Origin of the sequence: Pseudomonas kielensis (assembly GCF_014236655.1) — a bacterium.
Classification (GTDB): domain Bacteria; phylum Pseudomonadota; class Gammaproteobacteria; order Pseudomonadales; family Pseudomonadaceae; genus Aquipseudomonas; species Aquipseudomonas kielensis.
The window spans coordinates 330,887-348,778 of record NZ_JACMYG010000003.1; the positions used below are offsets into that span (position 1 = coordinate 330,887).

General features: G+C 61.3%; 15 protein-coding genes. 1 reads left to right on the plus strand and 14 read right to left on the minus strand.

Features of this window, described 5'->3' with window-relative positions:
• Positions 1-4: 4 nt before the first annotated feature.
• The 11 genes from H7995_RS04775 to H7995_RS04825 form a co-directional block, all read right to left on the minus strand.
• On the minus strand, positions 5-1,645 hold the full coding sequence (locus tag H7995_RS04775; RefSeq protein WP_185818063.1) for a BatD family protein: 1,641 nt from the start codon (positions 1,643-1,645) through the stop codon (positions 5-7).
• The gene (locus tag H7995_RS04780) at positions 1,642-3,405 is read right to left on the minus strand and encodes a vWA domain-containing protein (protein WP_185818064.1); all 1,764 of its coding nucleotides are present in this window, start codon (positions 3,403-3,405) and stop codon (positions 1,642-1,644) included. The genes H7995_RS04775 and H7995_RS04780 overlap by 4 nt, the downstream gene beginning before the upstream one ends.
• Complete coding sequence (locus H7995_RS04785) at positions 3,402-4,478, minus strand: vWA domain-containing protein (RefSeq protein WP_182340265.1); 1,077 nt, start codon at positions 4,476-4,478, stop codon at positions 3,402-3,404. Before H7995_RS04785 ends, H7995_RS04780 begins: the two co-directional genes overlap by 4 nt.
• Entirely contained in the window at positions 4,471-4,965 is a 495-nt protein-coding gene (locus H7995_RS04790) for a DUF4381 domain-containing protein (RefSeq protein ID WP_166591164.1), read from the minus strand. Before H7995_RS04790 ends, H7995_RS04785 begins: the two co-directional genes overlap by 8 nt.
• Positions 4,962-5,906: a DUF58 domain-containing protein gene (locus tag H7995_RS04795; RefSeq protein ID WP_166591165.1), complete on the minus strand. Its 945-nt coding sequence runs from the start codon at positions 5,904-5,906 to the stop codon at positions 4,962-4,964. Before H7995_RS04795 ends, H7995_RS04790 begins: the two co-directional genes overlap by 4 nt.
• Positions 5,907-5,911: 5 nt before the next feature.
• Entirely contained in the window at positions 5,912-6,871 is a 960-nt protein-coding gene (locus tag H7995_RS04800) for an AAA family ATPase (RefSeq protein WP_166591166.1), read from the minus strand.
• A gap of 200 nt (positions 6,872-7,071) precedes the next feature.
• Positions 7,072-9,372, minus strand: coding sequence for a S8 family peptidase (locus tag H7995_RS04805; protein ID WP_185818065.1), 2,301 nt, complete (start codon positions 9,370-9,372; stop codon positions 7,072-7,074).
• Between the two features lie 231 nt (positions 9,373-9,603).
• Entirely contained in the window at positions 9,604-10,932 is a 1,329-nt protein-coding gene (locus H7995_RS04810; RefSeq protein WP_166591168.1) for an MFS transporter, read from the minus strand.
• A gap of 63 nt (positions 10,933-10,995) precedes the next feature.
• On the minus strand, positions 10,996-12,189 hold the full coding sequence (gene lhgO / locus H7995_RS04815; RefSeq protein ID WP_185818066.1) for an L-2-hydroxyglutarate oxidase: 1,194 nt from the start codon (positions 12,187-12,189) through the stop codon (positions 10,996-10,998).
• Positions 12,190-12,296: 107 nt separating this feature from the next.
• Positions 12,297-13,007, minus strand: coding sequence for a FadR/GntR family transcriptional regulator (locus H7995_RS04820; protein WP_166591170.1), 711 nt, complete (start codon positions 13,005-13,007; stop codon positions 12,297-12,299).
• A gap of 75 nt (positions 13,008-13,082) precedes the next feature.
• Complete coding sequence (locus H7995_RS04825) at positions 13,083-13,436, minus strand: hypothetical protein (RefSeq protein WP_166591171.1); 354 nt, start codon at positions 13,434-13,436, stop codon at positions 13,083-13,085.
• 327 nt (positions 13,437-13,763) lie between these two features.
• On the opposite strand from H7995_RS04825, the gene H7995_RS04830 reads away from it, so the two are divergent.
• Entirely contained in the window at positions 13,764-15,155 is a 1,392-nt protein-coding gene (locus H7995_RS04830; RefSeq protein ID WP_166591172.1) for a hypothetical protein, read from the plus strand.
• Between the two features lie 45 nt (positions 15,156-15,200).
• On the opposite strand, the gene H7995_RS04835 is transcribed toward H7995_RS04830, so the two are convergent.
• From H7995_RS04835 to H7995_RS04845, 3 genes are all read right to left on the minus strand, one after another.
• On the minus strand, positions 15,201-16,187 hold the full coding sequence (locus H7995_RS04835) for a DUF6708 domain-containing protein (protein WP_182340269.1): 987 nt from the start codon (positions 16,185-16,187) through the stop codon (positions 15,201-15,203).
• A gap of 232 nt (positions 16,188-16,419) precedes the next feature.
• Positions 16,420-17,430, minus strand: a complete 1,011-nt coding sequence (locus H7995_RS04840; protein WP_244647601.1) for a DUF6708 domain-containing protein — start codon at positions 17,428-17,430, stop codon at positions 16,420-16,422.
• On the minus strand, positions 17,430-17,892 hold a 463-nt coding region (locus H7995_RS04845), incomplete at its 5' end, for a hypothetical protein (RefSeq protein WP_206684470.1). The genes H7995_RS04845 and H7995_RS04840, both read right to left, overlap by 1 nt.

Consider the following 17,892-nt stretch of genomic DNA (forward strand, 5'->3'; position numbering starts at 1 on the left):
GAAATTACTTAGGGTAAAGCGGCGGCAAGCCACTGTCGCCCACCGGGTCCTGGACCCGTTCGGCGGTGGGGATGGCGCGGATCGCGCGCCACAGGTCTTCGCCTTGCCAGTGTTGTCCGGTTTCGCTGTAGAGCGCGCCGTTGAGGCCATCGAGGGCGTCGGACAGCGGCACAAAGCGCGCCGCCATGTCCGCCAGGGTTTCCGGTTGCTGACGGGCCCAGGCGTCCAGCGCCTGGCGTGTGGCCTGGGGGTCGTTGGCCTGGCTGGCGCGCTTGAGGTCGTCGAGCAGGGTGCGCGGGCTCGGCCCGGTCTGGGCGGCCCGCAGGATCGCCGGTTGCCAACGCGCGCGCCACCACAGGCCAAAGCCCAGCAGGGTGGTGCAGGACAGGACCAGGGTGGCGAGTTTCCAGTACCACAGCGTTTCACTGTCCACCGTGGGATGGGCCGGCGCATTGCCGGCCGGGGTGTCGACCATCAGGCTCGGGTTGTTCTGGATGTGCAGGGTGCGTGCCGGCAGGCTGCTGCGTTCGAGGCGGTCTTCGTCGGTGTTCCACCAAACCACCTCGACGGCGGGCAACTCGATGTTGCCGCTGTGGGTCGGGACCAGGGCTTCGCGGTCCTCGCGGCTGCCAATCAGCCCGCGTTCGCTCTGCTGATTGCTCAATTGCGGCTGGTCGGGGTAGCGGCGCAGGCCGCTGACGTCAGTTGCCGGCAAGGGGGGCAGTTGGGAGCTGGCCAGGCCCTCGGCCTTGAGGGTCAGGCTGCGGGTCAACGAGTCGCCGACCTGGCTGCGGTCCGGTTCCGGGTTCCAGCTTTCCTCCAGGCTCAGGCTGCGTGCCGGGAGCCACGGGGTGTCCGGCGGATAGTCGGCGGGCTTGACCTTGACCGTCAGGGTGGTCTCGGCGGAGCTGACGCGCAGCAACTTGCCGGATTTCGGCCCCTGGGCGGCCGGGTCCTGGTTCGGTTGGGCGTCCACCAGGGTGGCGCTGAAGATCTGCGGCGGGATGCTCAGGACACCGCTGTGTTGCGGGTAAATGGCATAGCGCTGTTCGATCACCCCATGGCGCAGGTCATTGATGACTTTTTCGTAAGTGCGCGACTCGCCCAGCGGTTCGACGCGCGCATCGGGAATCTGCAGCGGCGTGATATTGCTGTCGTCGTACAGCGACACCGAGTGGTAGATGCGCAGGGTCAGGATCGCCTGGGCCTGCACGTAGACGCTGCTCTGATCCAGGCTGGCCTCGATGAACACCGGGGCCAGTTTGCTCGGGGTGTCCTGGGTCTGGCTTTGCACCACGGTCAACTCGATCGGCTCGCTGGTGAATTCCCCCAAGTGCAACGGCGCAATCACCACAGTGCCATTGAGCTTGGGCAGCAGGGTGATGATCCAGCGGGTGGTGGCGTGGTTTTCGCCGTTGAGGCTGGTCAACTGGTTGACCTGACGGGTGCCGCGCACTTCGAACTGCGGTTCCAGGGCGCTCAGGTCGGGCTTGCCGAAGAGCGTGACATCGCTGGACTCCAGGGTCAGCTCCACCGTTTCCCCGGAACTCAGCTGGTTGCGGTCGACACTGGCGACCAGGCCCGCCGCCTGGGTTTGCAGGCTGCAGAACAGCAGGCCGAGTAAGAGTGCGGTGCTGCGGTTCATCGAGTTTTTCCCTGATCCTGATGTTGTTGCTGTTCGTACCAGAACTTGCGTCTGAGCAGTTCTCCCGGTTCATCGGGGATTTTACGCAGCCATTGCTCCAGCGCTTCGCGGTGCTCGCCATTGAAGTCGCTGTCGGCGCTGCTTAGCGGCGGGGTGGTGGTGCGCTCGTCGCCCAACTCACTGCCTGGCACTTCATTATCACCCGGTTGGGGCGGGTGGTTGGGGTCAGGTTTCGGCTCGGGTGGGTTGTCCACCGTGGGCTCGGCTGGCTCGTTCGGCGTCTCGGCGGGCTGTTCTTCGCTGCTGGACGGCGGTGTCGCGGTGCCTGGCGGCGGGGTTTGCGCACCCGAAGGCGGGGTTTGCTCGGCAGGTGGTTCGGGCTCGGTGGCAGGTGGCGTGGCGTTCTGCTTGATCAGCGTCTCCACCAGCGCTTTGTTGGTTTGTGCCGGGCGCAGTTCCGGTTGCAGTTCCAGGGCTTGCTCGTAGGCATCCAGCGCAGCCTCCAGTTCACCGCCCTTGGCCAGGGCGTTGCCGCGATTGTAGTGGGCACGGGCATCGCTGCCCTGGGCGAAACGCTCGGCGGCCGCGGCATACTGGCCGGCCTCGTACAGCGCCACCCCTTGCCATTGCGGGTCTTGGAAGTGCTCGGCGGCGGCCAGCGGCTGCTTTTGCCGGAGCAGGTGCAGGCCCTGTTGGTCAGGGCGCAACCACAGGTCGTTGAACTCGAAGGCCTGGCTCGGCTGCGGCACCATGAACAGCAGGGGCAGGCACAGCAGCCAGCCCCTGCGTCCGGCACAGGCGGCCAACAGCAACAGGGGCAGCAACAGCCAGTAGCCCTGGTCGGCCCAGGTGTCGAGACGCAAGGTCTGGCCGTCTTCACGCAGGCTGTGGGGGGCGTCAAACAGGCCCAGGCCACGCAAGTCATTGTCGTCCACTCGCGCCTGGCGGTAACGGCCGCCCAGTTCATTGGCAAAGGCTTTCAGGCTCGGGCTGTCCAGGCGTGGCACCAGGATCGCGCCCTGGGCGTCCTTGAGGAAGCTGCCGTCTTCGGCGGTGACAGGCGCCCCCTGGGGCGTGCCGATGCCGAGCATCAACCACTGCGGTGCCTGCCCGCGCAGCGCCTGGCGAATGCCCTGGCGCTCCTGTTCGCTGAGGGAGGAGCCGATCAGCAGGATGCGGCCCTGGCCCAGGGCGCCGCGCTCGAGCAAGGTCAGCGCTTTGGCCACGGCGAGGTCGGCGCGCTGGCCGACTTGCGGCATGATCGAGGGCTTGAGGGCTTCGAGCAGGTTGCGGCTGGTGGCCAGGTCATCCGACAGCGGCACCAGGGTGTGGGCGCTGCCGGAATACACGACGATCGCCGTTTGCGCATCGCTGCGGCTCTGCAGCAGGTCGAGCAGTTTGCGCCGCGCTTGTTCCAGGCGTGTCGGGGTCACGTCGGTGGCGAGCATTTGCGGGGTCAGTTCGAGCAATACCACCAGCGGGTCGGCGGGTTTCTGCGCGGATTGTTCGACCCGGTCCCAGCTCGGACCGAGCAGCGCCAGCACGGCCAGCAGCCACGCCAGGCCGAGGAGGATCCACGGCGACTTGCTTTCACGCCCGCTGCCACCCTGGAGCAGCGCGGCATGAAAGGCCGGCGGCAGGATCATCTGCCAGCGCCCGGCACGTTTTTGCCGGTGCCAGAGTTGCCACAGCAACCAGCCCAGCAGCGGCAGGAGGAGTAACCACCAGGGGCGGAACCAATGGGGCCAGAGGTCGATCATCGACGCCTCCGCAGACGCAGGCGTTTGAGCCGTTGGTGCCAGTCCGGGTGCTGTTGCAGAAAGTGCGACGAGCTGAACAGCCGTTGCAGCGGGTTGTGCGGCCAGCGCTCGCGAATCGCCAGCAGCATGCTCAACAGCAACGCCGCCGCCAATGGCCAGCTGTACAGCGCCTGGGCGGGGCGGGCCTGGGTGGGCTGTTGGATCACCGGCTCCAGTTCATCGAGGGTCTGCTTGATCGCTTCCAGCTCGGCACCGTCGCGGGCGCGGAAGTAGCGCCCACCGGTGGCCTGGGCAATCGCCTGGAGCGCCGGCTCGTCAAGGTCCAGGCTCGGGTTGAGGCCGAGCAGCCCCAGGGTCCCGGTTTGTTCCGGGTCGGCGCCGATACCAATAGGGTAGATTTTTACGCCTTCTTCGGCTGCCAGGCGGGCGGCCGTCAGGGGATTGATTTCCCCGCCATTGTTGGCGCCGTCGGTGACCAGGATCAGCACCCGGCTTTGCGCCGGACGCTGGCGCAGGCGCTTGAGAGCCAGGCCGATGGCGTCGCCAATGGCGGTGTTCTTGCCGGCGATGCCGATCCGCGCCTCGTCTAGCCAGACCCGCACGGTGCGCCGATCGAACGTCAGCGGGGCCTGCAGGTAGGCCTGGCTGCCGAACAGGATCAGGCCGACCCGGTCACCATCGCGCTGCTCGAGAAAGTCCCCCAGCAGGAGTTGGACCAATTCCAGGCGGCTGACGTCTTCGCCTTGCCACTGCATGTCGGGAAAGTCCATCGAGCCGGACACGTCGACGGCCACCAGCAAATCGCGGCCACTGGCGGCAATCGGCAACGGCTCCCCCAACCATTGCGGGCGGGCAGCGGCTACCAGCAGGAGCAACCACAGGAGTATGAACGGTGCCTGTTGGCGCCAGGCCGGCAGGTTGGCCCGGGCGCGACGGCGCGCCAGGCCTTCGAGGTCGCTGAGGAAGCTGACCTTGAGCGCCGGCTCGCCACTGTCGGCCACCGGCAGCAGCACGCGCATCAGCCACGGCAGCGGCAGCAAGATGAAGATCCACGGCCAGGCGAACTCAAACATGTTTGCGGATCCAGGTGTCGATGGCCTGGGTCAGGCCGGCGATGGCCTTGTCATCGAGTTTGCATTCGGGCTTGTAGGCGCCTTCGACCAGGATCATCCAGCGGGTGAGGCCGGCCGCTGGGCAACGGTTATCGAGGAACGCCAGCCATTTGCGACCGTTGAGGGTATGGCTCTGGCTATAGGGATAGTCGTTGCGGCACAGGCGCTTGAGCAAGCCGTTGAGTTGTTGCAGCCAGGCCCCGGCCGGTGCGCCGTCGTAGGGCTTGGGCATCTGTGCCAACTCGGCCAGCGCGGCGACCCGCAGGGGGTCCAGAGGTTGTTCGGCGCGCGCCAGGTTGCGCTTGGCCGGCAAAAACCGGCGCAACTGCCACAGGCCAAAGCCGAGCGCCGGCAACAGCAGGAGCAACAGCCACCAGCCCGGGGCCGGCGGCCAGAACGGGATCGGCGGCGGGGTCATCAGCGGTTGCAGTTGCTCGAGACTGCTCATTGGCTTTTTCCCGGGCGTTGCGGGTTCAAGTATTCGCGCAGTTGCTCGACCATTTCGCTCTGGGTGCTCAGGGGCATCAGCAGCACCCGCAGTTTTTGTGCCAGCAACTCCCAGCGGGCGATACGCGCTTCGGCCTGGGCGCGATAGCTCTGGCGCAGTTCGAAGTTCAGGGTATCGAGCTCCAGTTGCGCGCCGTGCTCGGCAAACCGCAACAGGCCGGCGGCGGGCAGGGCGTGGTCCAGGGGGTCGGACAGCGGCAGCAGCAACAGGTCACAGTGGCGTGACAGCAGGCTCAGCTGTTGCTCGGCGCCGTCGCTCAGGGCGCGCTCGTCACAGATCACGATCACCAGGCTGCCGGGGCGCAGGACTTCCCGGGCGCGGCGCAGGGCCATGCCGAGATCGTCGTTGGCCGGCTCGCCTTCGGTGCTCAGGCTCTGGTTGACCCGCACCAGGCGGTTGAGCAATTGCAGCAAGCTCTGTTTGCTGCGTCGTGGTTTGATCTCGTAGTGTTCGTTGTCGCCATACACCAGCCCGCCCACCCGGTCGTTGTGGCCGAGCGCCGCCCAGCCGATCAGGCTCGCGGCCTGGGCGGCGAGGACCGACTTGAACATCAGCCCGGAACCGAAAAACAACCGGCGGCTTTGCTCGACCATGATGAAGATCGGCCGTTCGCGCTCTTCGTGAAACAGCTTGGTGTGGGGTTCCTGGGTGCGTGCGGTGACGCGCCAGTCGATGGTGCGTACGTCGTCGCCGGCCTGGTAGACCCGCACCTGGTCGAAGTCCACGCCACGCCCGCGTAGTTTGGAGTGGTGCAGGCCGATCAGCGGGCTGCGCTGGCTCGGCGTTGAGAACAGCTGGACTTCACGCACGCGATGGCGCATCTCGATCAGCTCCGAGAGGCTGACACGGATGCCCGGCTCGGGCAATGCGGGGGTGTTCATCGGGGTCAAGCGACGGCTACGACGTCGAGAATACGCTGGACCACGCGGTCCTGGTCGATACCGGCGGCCTCAGCTTCGAAGGACAGAATGATGCGGTGGCGCAACACGTCGAACAGTACCGCCTGGATGTCCTCGGGGCTGACGAAGTCGCGACCGGCCAGCCAGGCGTGGGCCCGGGCGCAGCGGTCCAGGGCGATCGAGCCCCGGGGGCTGGCGCCGTAGGCGATCCATTCGGCCATTTCCGGGTCGAACTTGCCCGGTGTGCGGGTGGCCATCACCAGCTGCACCAGGTACTCCTCCACGGCGTCGGCCATGTACAAGCCGAGGATTTCCTTGCGTGCAGCAAAAATCGCCTGCTGGCTGACCCGGCGTTCGGGTTTGGTTTCGCCATTGAGCGCCTCACCGCGCGCCTGCTGCAGGATCCGCCGCTCGACGCCGGCGTCCGGGAAGCCGATTTTCACGTGCATCAGGAAGCGGTCGAGCTGGGCTTCGGGTAGCGGGTAAGTGCCTTCCTGCTCGATCGGGTTTTGCGTGGCCATCACCAGGAACAGCGGTGACAGCTCGTAAGTGCTGCGTCCGACACTGACCTGGCGTTCGGCCATGGCCTCCAAGAGCGCCGACTGCACTTTGGCCGGAGCGCGGTTGATTTCGTCGGCCAGCACCAGGTTGTGGAAGATCGGCCCTTGCTGGAACACGAAGCTGCCGGTTTCCGGGCGATAGATCTCGGTGCCGGTGATGTCGGCGGGCAACAGGTCGGGGGTGAACTGGATACGATGGAACTGGGCTTCGATCCCTTCGGCAAGCTCTTTGATGGCCTTGGTCTTGGCCAGGCCCGGGGCGCCTTCGACCAGCATGTGGCCGTCGGCGAGCAAGGCGATGAGCAAGCGCTCGATGAGCTTTTCCTGGCCGAGAATCTGCGTTGAAAGAAAGGTTCGCAGCGCCAGCAGCGCTTCACGGTGTTCCATCGTCGAGTGTTCCTGGAAGAGGCCTGGGGTACACAGCATCAAGAGCGCCCGGGCAGGGGCTGCTACTTTAATCTATCCGGGCCCCTGGCGACTAACGGCACCGGGGAAAATCTGCAAATAAGTGGGTGGGTGTATCCATTCCGGTGCCGAGTGGGGGGCTCATACCGAGCCCCCCTCGAGGATTCGCCGGCTGCGCTGACTTACGGGCAATCGACTCCGGTCAGCCATGGCTTGCCAAAGTCGGCGGAGTTGATGTCTGGCTGTTCATTGATGTTGTAGAAATTCTGCTTGTAGAGCTTGCCGTTGTACGACACCGGCTCGCCATAAGTCTGATAGAGCCTGGTGGCGTCCCACGGCGCTGTGTCGGCGCATTGGCCTGGGTCCGGAGGCGCTGTCACCGTGACGGGATGATCGGCCACCTCGGCCTGGTTTGCGTCATCGACCGCCGTGACGCGGACGCTGTATTGGCCGGCAGTGTCTGGGGCGACAAAGGTTTGCGTCGGGCGGGTTGACGTCTCTGGGGTGAAGCCTTGCGCGAACCATGAAAAACGTAAATTGCTGCCGGTTGACGCCGTCGCCGACAGCAGCAGCGGCTTGCCCGCCTCAATGGTGCCTGGGCCGGTAATGACCGGGACCGGGCGTGTTCCATCCTGGCGTGGGCGGATCTTGATCACGTTGGTCGGCGTTCGCAGCGTATGGGTGCCGTCCTGGACTGTCACAAACACGGTGGCCAGGACCTCGCTCTGGACCGGCGCGGCGATGAAATGGCCGCTGGCGGCATTGCCTGGCGATCCTTGCAGCGAGGTCGAGGCCGACCATGCGTAGCTCAGCGGTTTGCCAGTGGCGCTGCGTGCCTCGACCCGTACCGGAACCAGATCGCCCGACACGGCGGTCGCGGGGGTGATCAGCGTTGCGCTGATCGACGCTGCCTTGAGGGTGAGGCTGTCCGTCAGTGTGATGCTCTGGGTGCCGTCGGACACTTCGACGGAGATGGACATCCTGGTATCGGCGGCCACCGTTGGCGCCTGAAGTATCAAGGTGGCCTCATTGCCGGTGTCAGGCTTGAAACCTGCGGCATTCCAGCGATAGGTCAACGGTCTGTTGGAGGGCGATTCGGCATGGATATGGGCGGTGAACGTCTGTGCCGATTGCACTTCTTCTGGCAGGGCCAGGCGTCCGGTGGGCGGCAGATTGGCGTTGTCGGCGAGCATTTTCTGGATGGCAGCGTCGAGATCAGGCTGCACGCCGATTTCGGTTCGGTTGCCATTGGCTTGCGGGTAGCCGGTGGCGACAAGGTACGCACGTAGCTTTTTCGGTGGGAGGTTGCCCAGGCCCTTGGCGCGGGCAACACCTTGCAGCGCGGCGACGACGCCAGTAATGATCGGATTGGACGAGGAAGTGCCGCTGTACGTATGGGTGTAGCCCGTGGTCGGGTTGGTGGCGCTGTGGGTCGTGGTGGTGACCTTGGCGCCCCAACTGAACACGTCGACCCGCCGGCCGTACTGAGAAAAGTATGAGCGCAATCCGCTATCGGGATTGACCGCGCCGGCATAGATCGAGCCGGAGTCAAACTGGTCTGGATCAAAATACCCACTGAAGTAAGGATGATCCAGGTTGATGTTGCCGTTGGAGGCCGCCAGGACCACGTGGATCCCTTTTTCCTCGGTCAGATAAGTGATGGTGTCGCGCACCAATCGATTGTATTCAAGCGGCATCATGCAATTGGTTGTACAGCCGACGTCCGGAAATGGCGTGTAGTTGTACTGGACCCCCAACTGGATGACGTCGCCGGCTTCCAGGCGCTCAGCCATCTGCACCAATCGGGCGTCGCTCCATTGCAGATAACCGACTTGCGCGAGCGGCACGATGCCGGTGGTGCCGAAGCCATTCTCCCGGGACGCAATCACCCCGACGCTGGCGGTGGCATGATAGTCGGCCACTGCACCGGCCGTCAGTTCCGTATAGGGCGGTGGCAAGTCGATATGTTCGTACGACCAATGAGTGACCTCTGAGGAAATCACGCGAATGCCTTGGCCTTTGCCGCCAGGTACTTTCCAGGCCTCCACAGCGTTTACCCCGCCGATAGCGTAGGGCGAGGCGGCTTGCCGGCCTTGCAGGTAATGCTGCCTTGGCGTGTAGTCGGGGATTTGCGGGTTGATTCGCCTGATCGGCTCGGCGGTGTCGGCGCGCATGCCATCGACCCGTGGTCCAGGTTCAACTGATTCCACTGACGGCAGTTGCCGCAGTTGCAACGTCAGTTGTTTCACCTGCTGTTGGCTCATTGCGCCAACATCGATGACGAAGTAACGATCCAGCCTGTGCCGTTGCAAGGCCTGCAGACTCTCCACTGTGCGTGTTCTGGAAGGCGGCACGAGGGGTGTGAGGTTCGGGGCCAGGCGTTGGATTTCGGTCAAGGGGGCCAGGCTGTTGGAGGTGTTGTTTGCCGTGTGGGAAACGATCGCCTCAGGCCTGACGAGCAGGATCAGCTCCTTTGTCGGCAAGTTGGCCGCGCTCGTCAGTAACGGCAGGGTCAGCGTGAATAAAAATGCAATCGTCCATCCGTTGTTAATGGCTCTCATGGCATACCCGGGGCGTTGGCTTTGTTGTCACTCAGCAAATGCGCAACGCCCGGTATTGGCAACTGTCAGTATTACCAGTGCTGACGAGTGGCCTGGGTCTTCGTAGCGTTCATGTGTCCGGTCCGCAATCCCTGTCAGGCCTCACAGCAAACGCTAGTTCTTGAAGTTGGAATGCTTGCGCCCTTGGTCAAACAGCGCAAACACCACCACCAGCACCCCGGAAATCAGCAAAATCACCGCCACGCCATCGGTAGAGTGGGTCGCCGAGTTGGCCACCAACGCCAGCCCGCCCAAGGGCGCCAGACCGCCGGCGATCGCCGTACCGATTTCACGCCCGGTGCCAAACCCCGAAGAGCGGGTCTGAGTCGGGAACTGACGGCTGAGGAACGAGCCCTGGGGCGCGAACATCATGGGGGCGAGGATCCCGGTGCCGATGGCGATGGCCAGGTAAATCATCAACGGCTCGCCGGTGTTGAGCAGGGTCAGGAACGGATAGGCGAACAGCGCCGAGAGCAGACCGCCGAGCATCAGTACCTTTTTGCTGCTCCACTTATCGCAGAGCCAGCCGAAGCACGGCACGGCAACGATCGCCACCAGACTGGCAATGGTCACCGACAACGAAGTGACATGGGCTTCGACACCCTTGAACTGGGTCAGGTAGGCCAGGGAGAAGGTTTTGAAGATGTAGCTCAGGGCGTTGTAGCCAATCGCCACGAACAGCACCACCACCAGGCCCTTCAGGTCATTTTTGAACAGCAGCTTGAGCGGCGAAACCTGTTGCTTGGCAACGGTTGCGTCGAGTTCCTTGAACTGTGGGGTTTCCGGAATGCTGCGACGCACCCACAGGCCCACGCCCACCAGGACGATGCTGCAGATGAACGGAATGCGCCAGCCGCCGGACAACAGGAATTCATTGCCATTCATGGTCAGCACGTAGACGGTCAGCGACGACAGCAGCAAGCCCAGGTTCAGGCCCAGGGCCGGCCAGGCACCCTGGCTGCCGCGCTTGCCTTCGCTGGCGTGTTCGTAGGAAGTGACCGCTGCGCCAGACAGTTCGGCACCCGCGCCCAGGCCCTGGATGATCCGCACCAGCACCAGGATGATCGGTGCCCAGATGCCAATCGAGGCATAGCTGGGAATCAACCCGATCAGGGTGGTGCACACGCCCATCATGCAGAAGGTGATGACCAGCACTTGCTTGCGGCCGAAACGGTCGCCCAGGTAGCCGAACAGAATGCCGCCGAACGGGCGAGCGATGAACCCGATGGCAAAGGTCGAGAAGGCCAGCAGCGAGGCGACTGCGGGGTTGCTCGGGTCAAAGAAGATTTTCGAGAAGACGATCGCCGCCATGGTGGCGTACAGGTAGAAGTCGTACCACTCCAGCATTGAGCCGAAGATCGTCGCGGCAGCCACCTTGCGCAGGCGTTTTTGCTTCTGGAGTGGGGTTTCCGGGGCGGTCGGGGCCGCTTGATGTACCGACATCGGTGATTTCCTTTGGTCTTTGTAGTTATTTTTTAGTGGGTGAGGCCACCCGTGCAGCGGGGTTCAGCGATTCTTGAGAATTTTCTCGGCGATCATCTGGCCGATGGGAATGGCCGAGGTCGCGGCCGGCGAAGGGGCGTTGCACACGTGCACCATGCGTGGCGTCTCGGCGAACAGGAAGTCATGCACCAGGGTGCCGTCGCGCATGACTGCCTGGGCTCGGATCCCGGCTTCATAGGGCAGCAAATCGTCGACTTCCAGCGATGGGCAGTACTTGCGGCACTGTTCCAGGTAGCCGCGCTTGAACAGCGAATTCTTCATCTCCGTGGTGCCGGAGCCGAGGTTGTTCCAGATGGTTTTCCAGAAACCCGGAAAGCTCGCGTACTCGGCGACGTCGCGCCAGTTGATCGAGAACTTGCGATAGTTCTCTCGGCCCAGGCCCAGCACGGCGTTGGGGCCAACCGTGACGCTGCCATCGATCATCCGCGTCAGGTGAACCCCCAGGAACGGCAGCTCCGGGTCGGGAATCGGGTAGATCAGGTGGTTGACGATCTCATTCCTGGACGCTGGCAGGCGGTAGTACTCGCCACGGAACGGAATGATCTGATGGTCGATCTTGACCCCGGCCAGCTTCGCCAGGCGGTCGGACTGCAAGCCGGCGCACGCCACCAGTTGCCGGGCCTGCCAGACCTGGTCGAGGCTGCTGATGGTGACGCTGTCGGCGCTTTCGCTGATCGCGCTGACGCTGGTCTGCAGGCGGATTTCTCCCCCCGCGGCCTCGATTACCCGAGCCATGGCCTGGCACACCTGGCGGTAGTCGACAATCCCGGTGGCATCGAGAAACAGCCCGCCCAGGCCGACGATGTTCGGTTCGCGGCGGCGCAACTCGGCCGCATCCAGTTGCTCGACTTTCAGGCCGTTCTGTTTCGAGCGCTCGTACAGCGCGTGCATGCGGCTGACTTCCAACGGTGTCGAGGCCACCAGCAACTTGCCGCAGACGTCGAACTTGATCCGGTGCTCGGTGCAGAACGCCTTGGTCGCCTCGGCGCCACGCTTGCACAGGTCAGCCTTGAGGCTGCCGGGGGCGTAGTAGATGCCGGCGTGGATCACGCCACTGTTGTGCCCGGTCTGGTGTTGCGCCAGCACCGCTTCCTTTTCCAGGATCAGCAAGGAGGCGCCGGGCTGGCGTTCGAGCAGCGCCATGGCGGTGGCGAGGCCGACGATGCCGCCGCCGATGATGCAATAGTCATAAATCATGCAGGTGTCACCTTGGATTGCTGGCAGAGAGTCTGCTTATCAGGTTGTCAGACAAAGTGTTCGGTAAAAAAGACGCCGTGTCATGGCGTCCTCGATGTTGCCGGTAATCAGTCGATGCTGGGCAGGTCAATCTTCAGGCGTGTGGCCGCTGCGCGCAGGTGCGCTTCGGCACAGGCGGCCGCCTGGTAACGGTCGCCAGCGGCGATGGCTTCGTACAGGGCCTGGTGTTCGCGTCCGGCATCGGCCGAGCCGCCCACCGAGTGCGCTGCGGAGTTTTCCCACGCACGGCGCCGAGCTTCGGCCAGTTGGCCGCGCAGGAAATCGTGGAAGGCAACGAAGTAGTCATTCTTGCTGGCATCGGCGATTGCGCGGTGGAACTCGACGTCGGCCAGGGCGGCCGCAGCAAAGTCACTGCGCTTGTCGTGCATTTCCTGCAAGGCACTGCGCATGCGCAGCAGGTCGGCTTCGTCACGGCGCTGGGCGGCGATGGAGGCGGCCTGGGTTTCGGTCCATAGGCGCATTTCGAACAGTTGCACCAGGTCGGGCTTGCGACCTTTCTGGCTAGGAAAACGGAACACCGTGCCGTTGGGATTCTGGGAAATGTACGAGCCCAGACCCCGGCGGCTGATCAGGATGCCATCGGCCTTGAGCTGGGCCACGGCCTCACGCACCACCGAGCGGCTGACGTTCAACTGTTCGGTCAGTTGCTGTTCGGTGGGCAGGCGCGATTCTGCGGTCAGGCGGCCGGATTCGATTTCTTCGCGGATCGCGTTGACCACTCGTTCAACCAGAGAGTCGGGGCGCTGTAGCTGAAGCATGAGGAGTGTGGCTCGTAGGTCAGGTTGTCAGACAATGCCCGTGTGCTGATTTCTTGTCAAGAAATCAGCTGTCCGTTACAGCTCGCTCAGGTAGGTGCCGGTGCCCTTGAGGATGTTCTGCAAGGTTTCTTCAACCTCGGCCAGGTCAGCGGCGGCGGTGCTGTGGAAGATTTCCAGGTGATCGTCACCGTTCAGGGCGTCGGCGTCGGCCGCGGCGATCTCGATCAGCAGGCGGGTAGGGCTGAGGGTGACCTTGACGCCGTCAAGCGTGGAGGGTTCGCCGTCGAGGGTGATTTCCAGCTCGTCTTCGTCCGGGTAGCGGGTCATCAGGAACATGTCGCCCTGATTGCTGTGGCAGCACAGCATCGCCAGGTTGTCTTCTTCGTCATCGCACGGGTTGGCGATCAGGTGGGCGGTGGTCAGTTGCATGTGAGCAGTCCTGGCGCGGTGCGCGGTGTTGGCAGGCAAAGGGCGATTTTGCCAGCCCCGGGCATTTTTTGCTTCGCTAGTTTTGAGCGGGGAATGATTGAAGTCGAACGCTGGAGGGCGCGTTTCAGGAGATTTGTAGGTGTTTTCCTTAAGCCAAATACTTCGTGTGGCAATGAACGTTCCGCTGTTGTTGTAGGGATAGGAGAGGGCGTAGGAATAACAACGGTTTGCCAGTTTTTGCTTGTTTGCAGCGCTCTTTGTCCCGTACGTTTGAACCCTCAGTGCAAGGGAGTGCAGGGCAAGTTGATAGATGAGGGAAGGCTTTGAATGAAACCGTATTTCGAGTTGCTGGGTGAAGTAAAGCATCTGTCCGAAGAGCAAATAGAGCAGCTTTACCAGCGTTATCTGGCCGGAGAAAAAACCAGCGACCTGATTGCCGAGTACAAGATCCCGGTGGCGGTCAGAAGTTTATTGACGGTATTGCCGCCGCTGCTCGATAAACAATTGAAGTGTCCCTACTGCAATCTGCCGATGTGGGCGAAACGCTACGCCAAGGGCACCCCGGCATCGCTCAGGCCCGCGTTCAAGTGTGTCAGGTGTGAACACCGCTCAGTGCCGGTCGGCCAGTACCGGCGCCATAGCCATTGCACCTGCACGGCTTGTTACCAAGTCCGGCAGCAGGAGGTCGCCGCCCAGGCCGAGCGCGACCGCGAGCAGCTGCTTAAGCGTTACTCGCCGGGCGGGCCGCCGGTGGCCTATGCCAGCCTGGGTTTCGTGCAGAAGTTGGCCCTGCTGGCGTTGCTCGAAGGATTCAAGCCGGGTAACGACAGCATCGCCCCGCTGGAGGGGGCGAACCGCAACGAAAGCCTGGCCCCCAGCGCAGCGACCGCCGAGGAGTTGTTGAAAAACCTCTATGAGGCTGGGGTACTGCGGGTGGACGCCGACTCGGATATCCAGGCGTTCGATCCAGGGGCCGATTACCGGATCCGGCGGTTCTGTGCCGTGCGCTGGTTACCCAATGTCGCCCTTGACGCTGGTATGCGTTGCCCTTGTGACGAACTGTATGGCGCGCTGTACCAGGAATTGTCCGGTGTTGTTCCAGCCAACTGGAAGAGCGAGTTGTATGCCTTGATGTTCAGTCTGGCCCGGGAAGAATCGCTAAGTTACATCCGGGTGTTGGCTGAGGAAGTTGATCTGGTGTTTTCCGCCGCCAGTCGCGGTGAAGCGGTAATAGCTCAACTCCTGCAGGACTTTGCCGTGAGCGAGATTTATTACTTCGCCAAACTGGCAGTCAAAAATGCCGCACACTTTTTTGCCACCGGCAACTCCAAAGGCCGCACCCACGCCTCCAATACCATTCCCGGTTACATACTGAGTACCGCTCAACACGCCCTGGCCGAAGGCTGGCGACGACCATCCTATCGTGACTCGCGCGTCACCAAATCCGCACTGCATCGTTTGCTGTACGACGTAGTCCTCAAGGACAGTAGCGCCGGTTTTGCCAAGTCCCCCGGGGTGTACTGGCGTGACGAACTACTCCCCAGGTTTTTTGCCACCTCAACCGGCTACGAAGCAGGGCAGCCATCCGCACACCTGTTCTGCCGCGAGTGCGACTCCTGCAACATCGATGTCTGGATGGACAAAGTGATGCTGCAAACGACTTGCTATGACTGCGCGACGGTCAGCCGGTTTCAGGCGGTTTATGAGGTGGAGGATTGATCGGCTCTACGCACTTTCAATCAGCCTGAATGGCTCGCAGGTCAGTTATGGACGCTGGCCTGCCTGCTCAATAGACTCGGGAAACCTTGGTTCATAGCACAGCAGTAACGATACCCAGTGAAAAAAGCCGTGGATCAGGATTGTTGGCAACAGCAGTAGGTTGATCAAGATAAAAAACCAACCTGCCGACTTGCCAAAAAAACCAGTGTCCAATCGCCACGCGGCCTTGAAGGAGTTCCATGGCCAGGGGAACTTGCTGATCAACCGCTGGGGCCTGGGGGCGGCATCGGGGCCGTACTCCATGTAGCGACGGATATATTCCCAGAACGCCAGGAGTTCTGAGGCGTTGCGGGTGGGTTTGCCGACAAAAGTGATTTCGAAGTCGTCTTTGGGCTGGCCTTCGGCGTCAAAAACCCCATGACTTTCCTTTTCCCAACCCAGCAGTACAAATCCGCCGATGCCTTCAGCTTCGGACATAGTGGGATCGAGACAGGCGTCGGCTTTGTCCCAGTCCAGCGCGACTACGCCGCCAAGGTGTTTAGGACGCAGAAGGTAGACTTTTCGGGTGATGCGGTTGAAACGCACGATCAGGCGGCGGGCGGTGAAGGCCTCTAAACGTAGGTGAGGAAAAGCATACTTGAAGTATAAATACAGTGAGGCCCCCGAGACGGGAAGTGCCACGAATGAAAATATGTAAGCGCTCCATGGGAATGAGGAAGCATGAGTTTCAATAATGGTTTCCAATAAATTCATTGCAATGACAGCAAGCATGGATATTAACAGTATGCCCGCAGATCCGGCCGCCAAGGTGAGAGCGCCTCGCTTTTCATCATTTGGGGTGCGAACATCAATGTATGTTTGGTTGTACTCATACAGCGATTCGTTGTCGGATACAGTGTTCGAAACGCTGTGCTGCACAGTGATAGGCGGTATTTTTCCACCTTTTGTTTTTTGTTTTTCTGTCTCCTCCACCAATTTTTGATAATCTACTTTTTCGCGCCCATCGAAGGCTAGCCATTCATACAAATACATCAGAGCGTCAACTCTATAGCTTTCTGCATATTTTTCAGGCCCTGGCCTTCATTGATAAGTGTTCCAATCGATCTATACGAAAGCAGCGATGCTGCAGATGGTTTTGCGGGGCATTTAGTTGCACTACCTCCAGTGAGGTAGGGGACAAAAATGGTGCAGCATAAATATCAGCGATTACCTGCGCTATAGCTTTGGGTAGACAGGTTTCGTATTGAACGTATCCCCCCACTATTTAGCGTGCACTTTTCGATGGTTGTCCCGCCTGCTCGATGGCTTTCGGAAATCTTGGTTCGTAGCAAAGCAGCAACGATATCCAGTGGAAAAAACCGTGGATCAGGATCACTGGTAACAACAGCAGGTTGATAGAGATAAATAGCCACAACGCTGGATTGCCGAGAAAACTAGTGTCCAGTCGCCATGCGGCCTTGAAGGAGTTCCACGGCCAGGGGAACTTGCAAATCAACCGCTGGGGTCTGGGCGCTGCATCGAGGCCGCACTCCATGTAGCGGCGGATGTATTCCCAGAACGCCAGGAGTTCGGCTGCGCTGCGGGTAGGTTTTCCGATAAACGCCAGCTCCACATCCTGCGTTGGCTTACCCTGAAGAGTCATACCGTCGCCCTTGTCCCAGCCAAGAATCACGAAGCCACCTGTACCCTCCGCTTCACTCATGGCTTTATCTATAACAACGCCGGCCTTGTCCCAGTCCATGATCAGCGTGCCTCCTATGTGAGGAGGGCGGAGCAAATAGACTTTCTGGGTAATACGGTTGAATCGAATTATCAGGCGGCGACTAGTAAAGGCTTCAAGTCGCAGGTGCGGGAAGACGTACTTAAAGTACAGGTAAAAGGAAACGCATGAAACACTAATGGCGACTATTGCGAATAAATAAAAGTCCCACGGCATGGGCTCATCTCTATATTTGTCCAGTCCAAGTAGCGTCTGTAATACCAGGGATAGTGAAAGCAAGCACCCCCATAGAACTGTACCTCCTACACCACCAATAGCCAGGGTGATCAGTCCTCTCTTCTCATCATTTGGCGTTCGGATGTCCAGGTAGGTTTCATTGTAGGCATACACAGATTCGTTATCTGTTACTTGGGCGGATATCGACTCTTTCACTCCCTCAGGGCTATGCAGTTCTGCTTGGCCCGGTTTGCGCTGTAAATTTCGGGCATTTTCCGCGCGTTGCTCGTAAGTGGTTTGCCCTTTGCTCCAGTGCATGCACCATTCGTACAGATACATTAGAGAGCTTCTTTGATGGCGTTATTTAGATTTCTGAGCTCTTGCTCTTCCGACGCTGGGGTTCCGAGGTCGCGATTTATTCGGAAGGTACTATGCTTCAAAAAGTTTTGTAGGGCGTTTGGTAGTGTTAACTCAAGGGTGAGCGTCAGGGCCAGCGTGGTAATGTTTATGTAAATACACCAGCGCAGCATGTATGCCATGCGCAGAGACAGTAAAGTTGATGTCGTAACCGCAGGTTGTAATAGCTTCAGCATCACGTGGTTCGAGCCGTGCTTCTTCAGTAGGTACTCTAAAAAAGGGCCGGCCAGCGCCAAGCCGATCGCCGCCGAAAAAAAGCCTATTCCTGCTTGTGCAGTCGCTCTGAGTAGGTAAAGGCTGCCTAATCCCCGTTTCTCATTCAGGTAGTTATCAGCGGCATCGATGTAATCAAACACCGTCCCCACCATAGCCGCCCCACTCGCC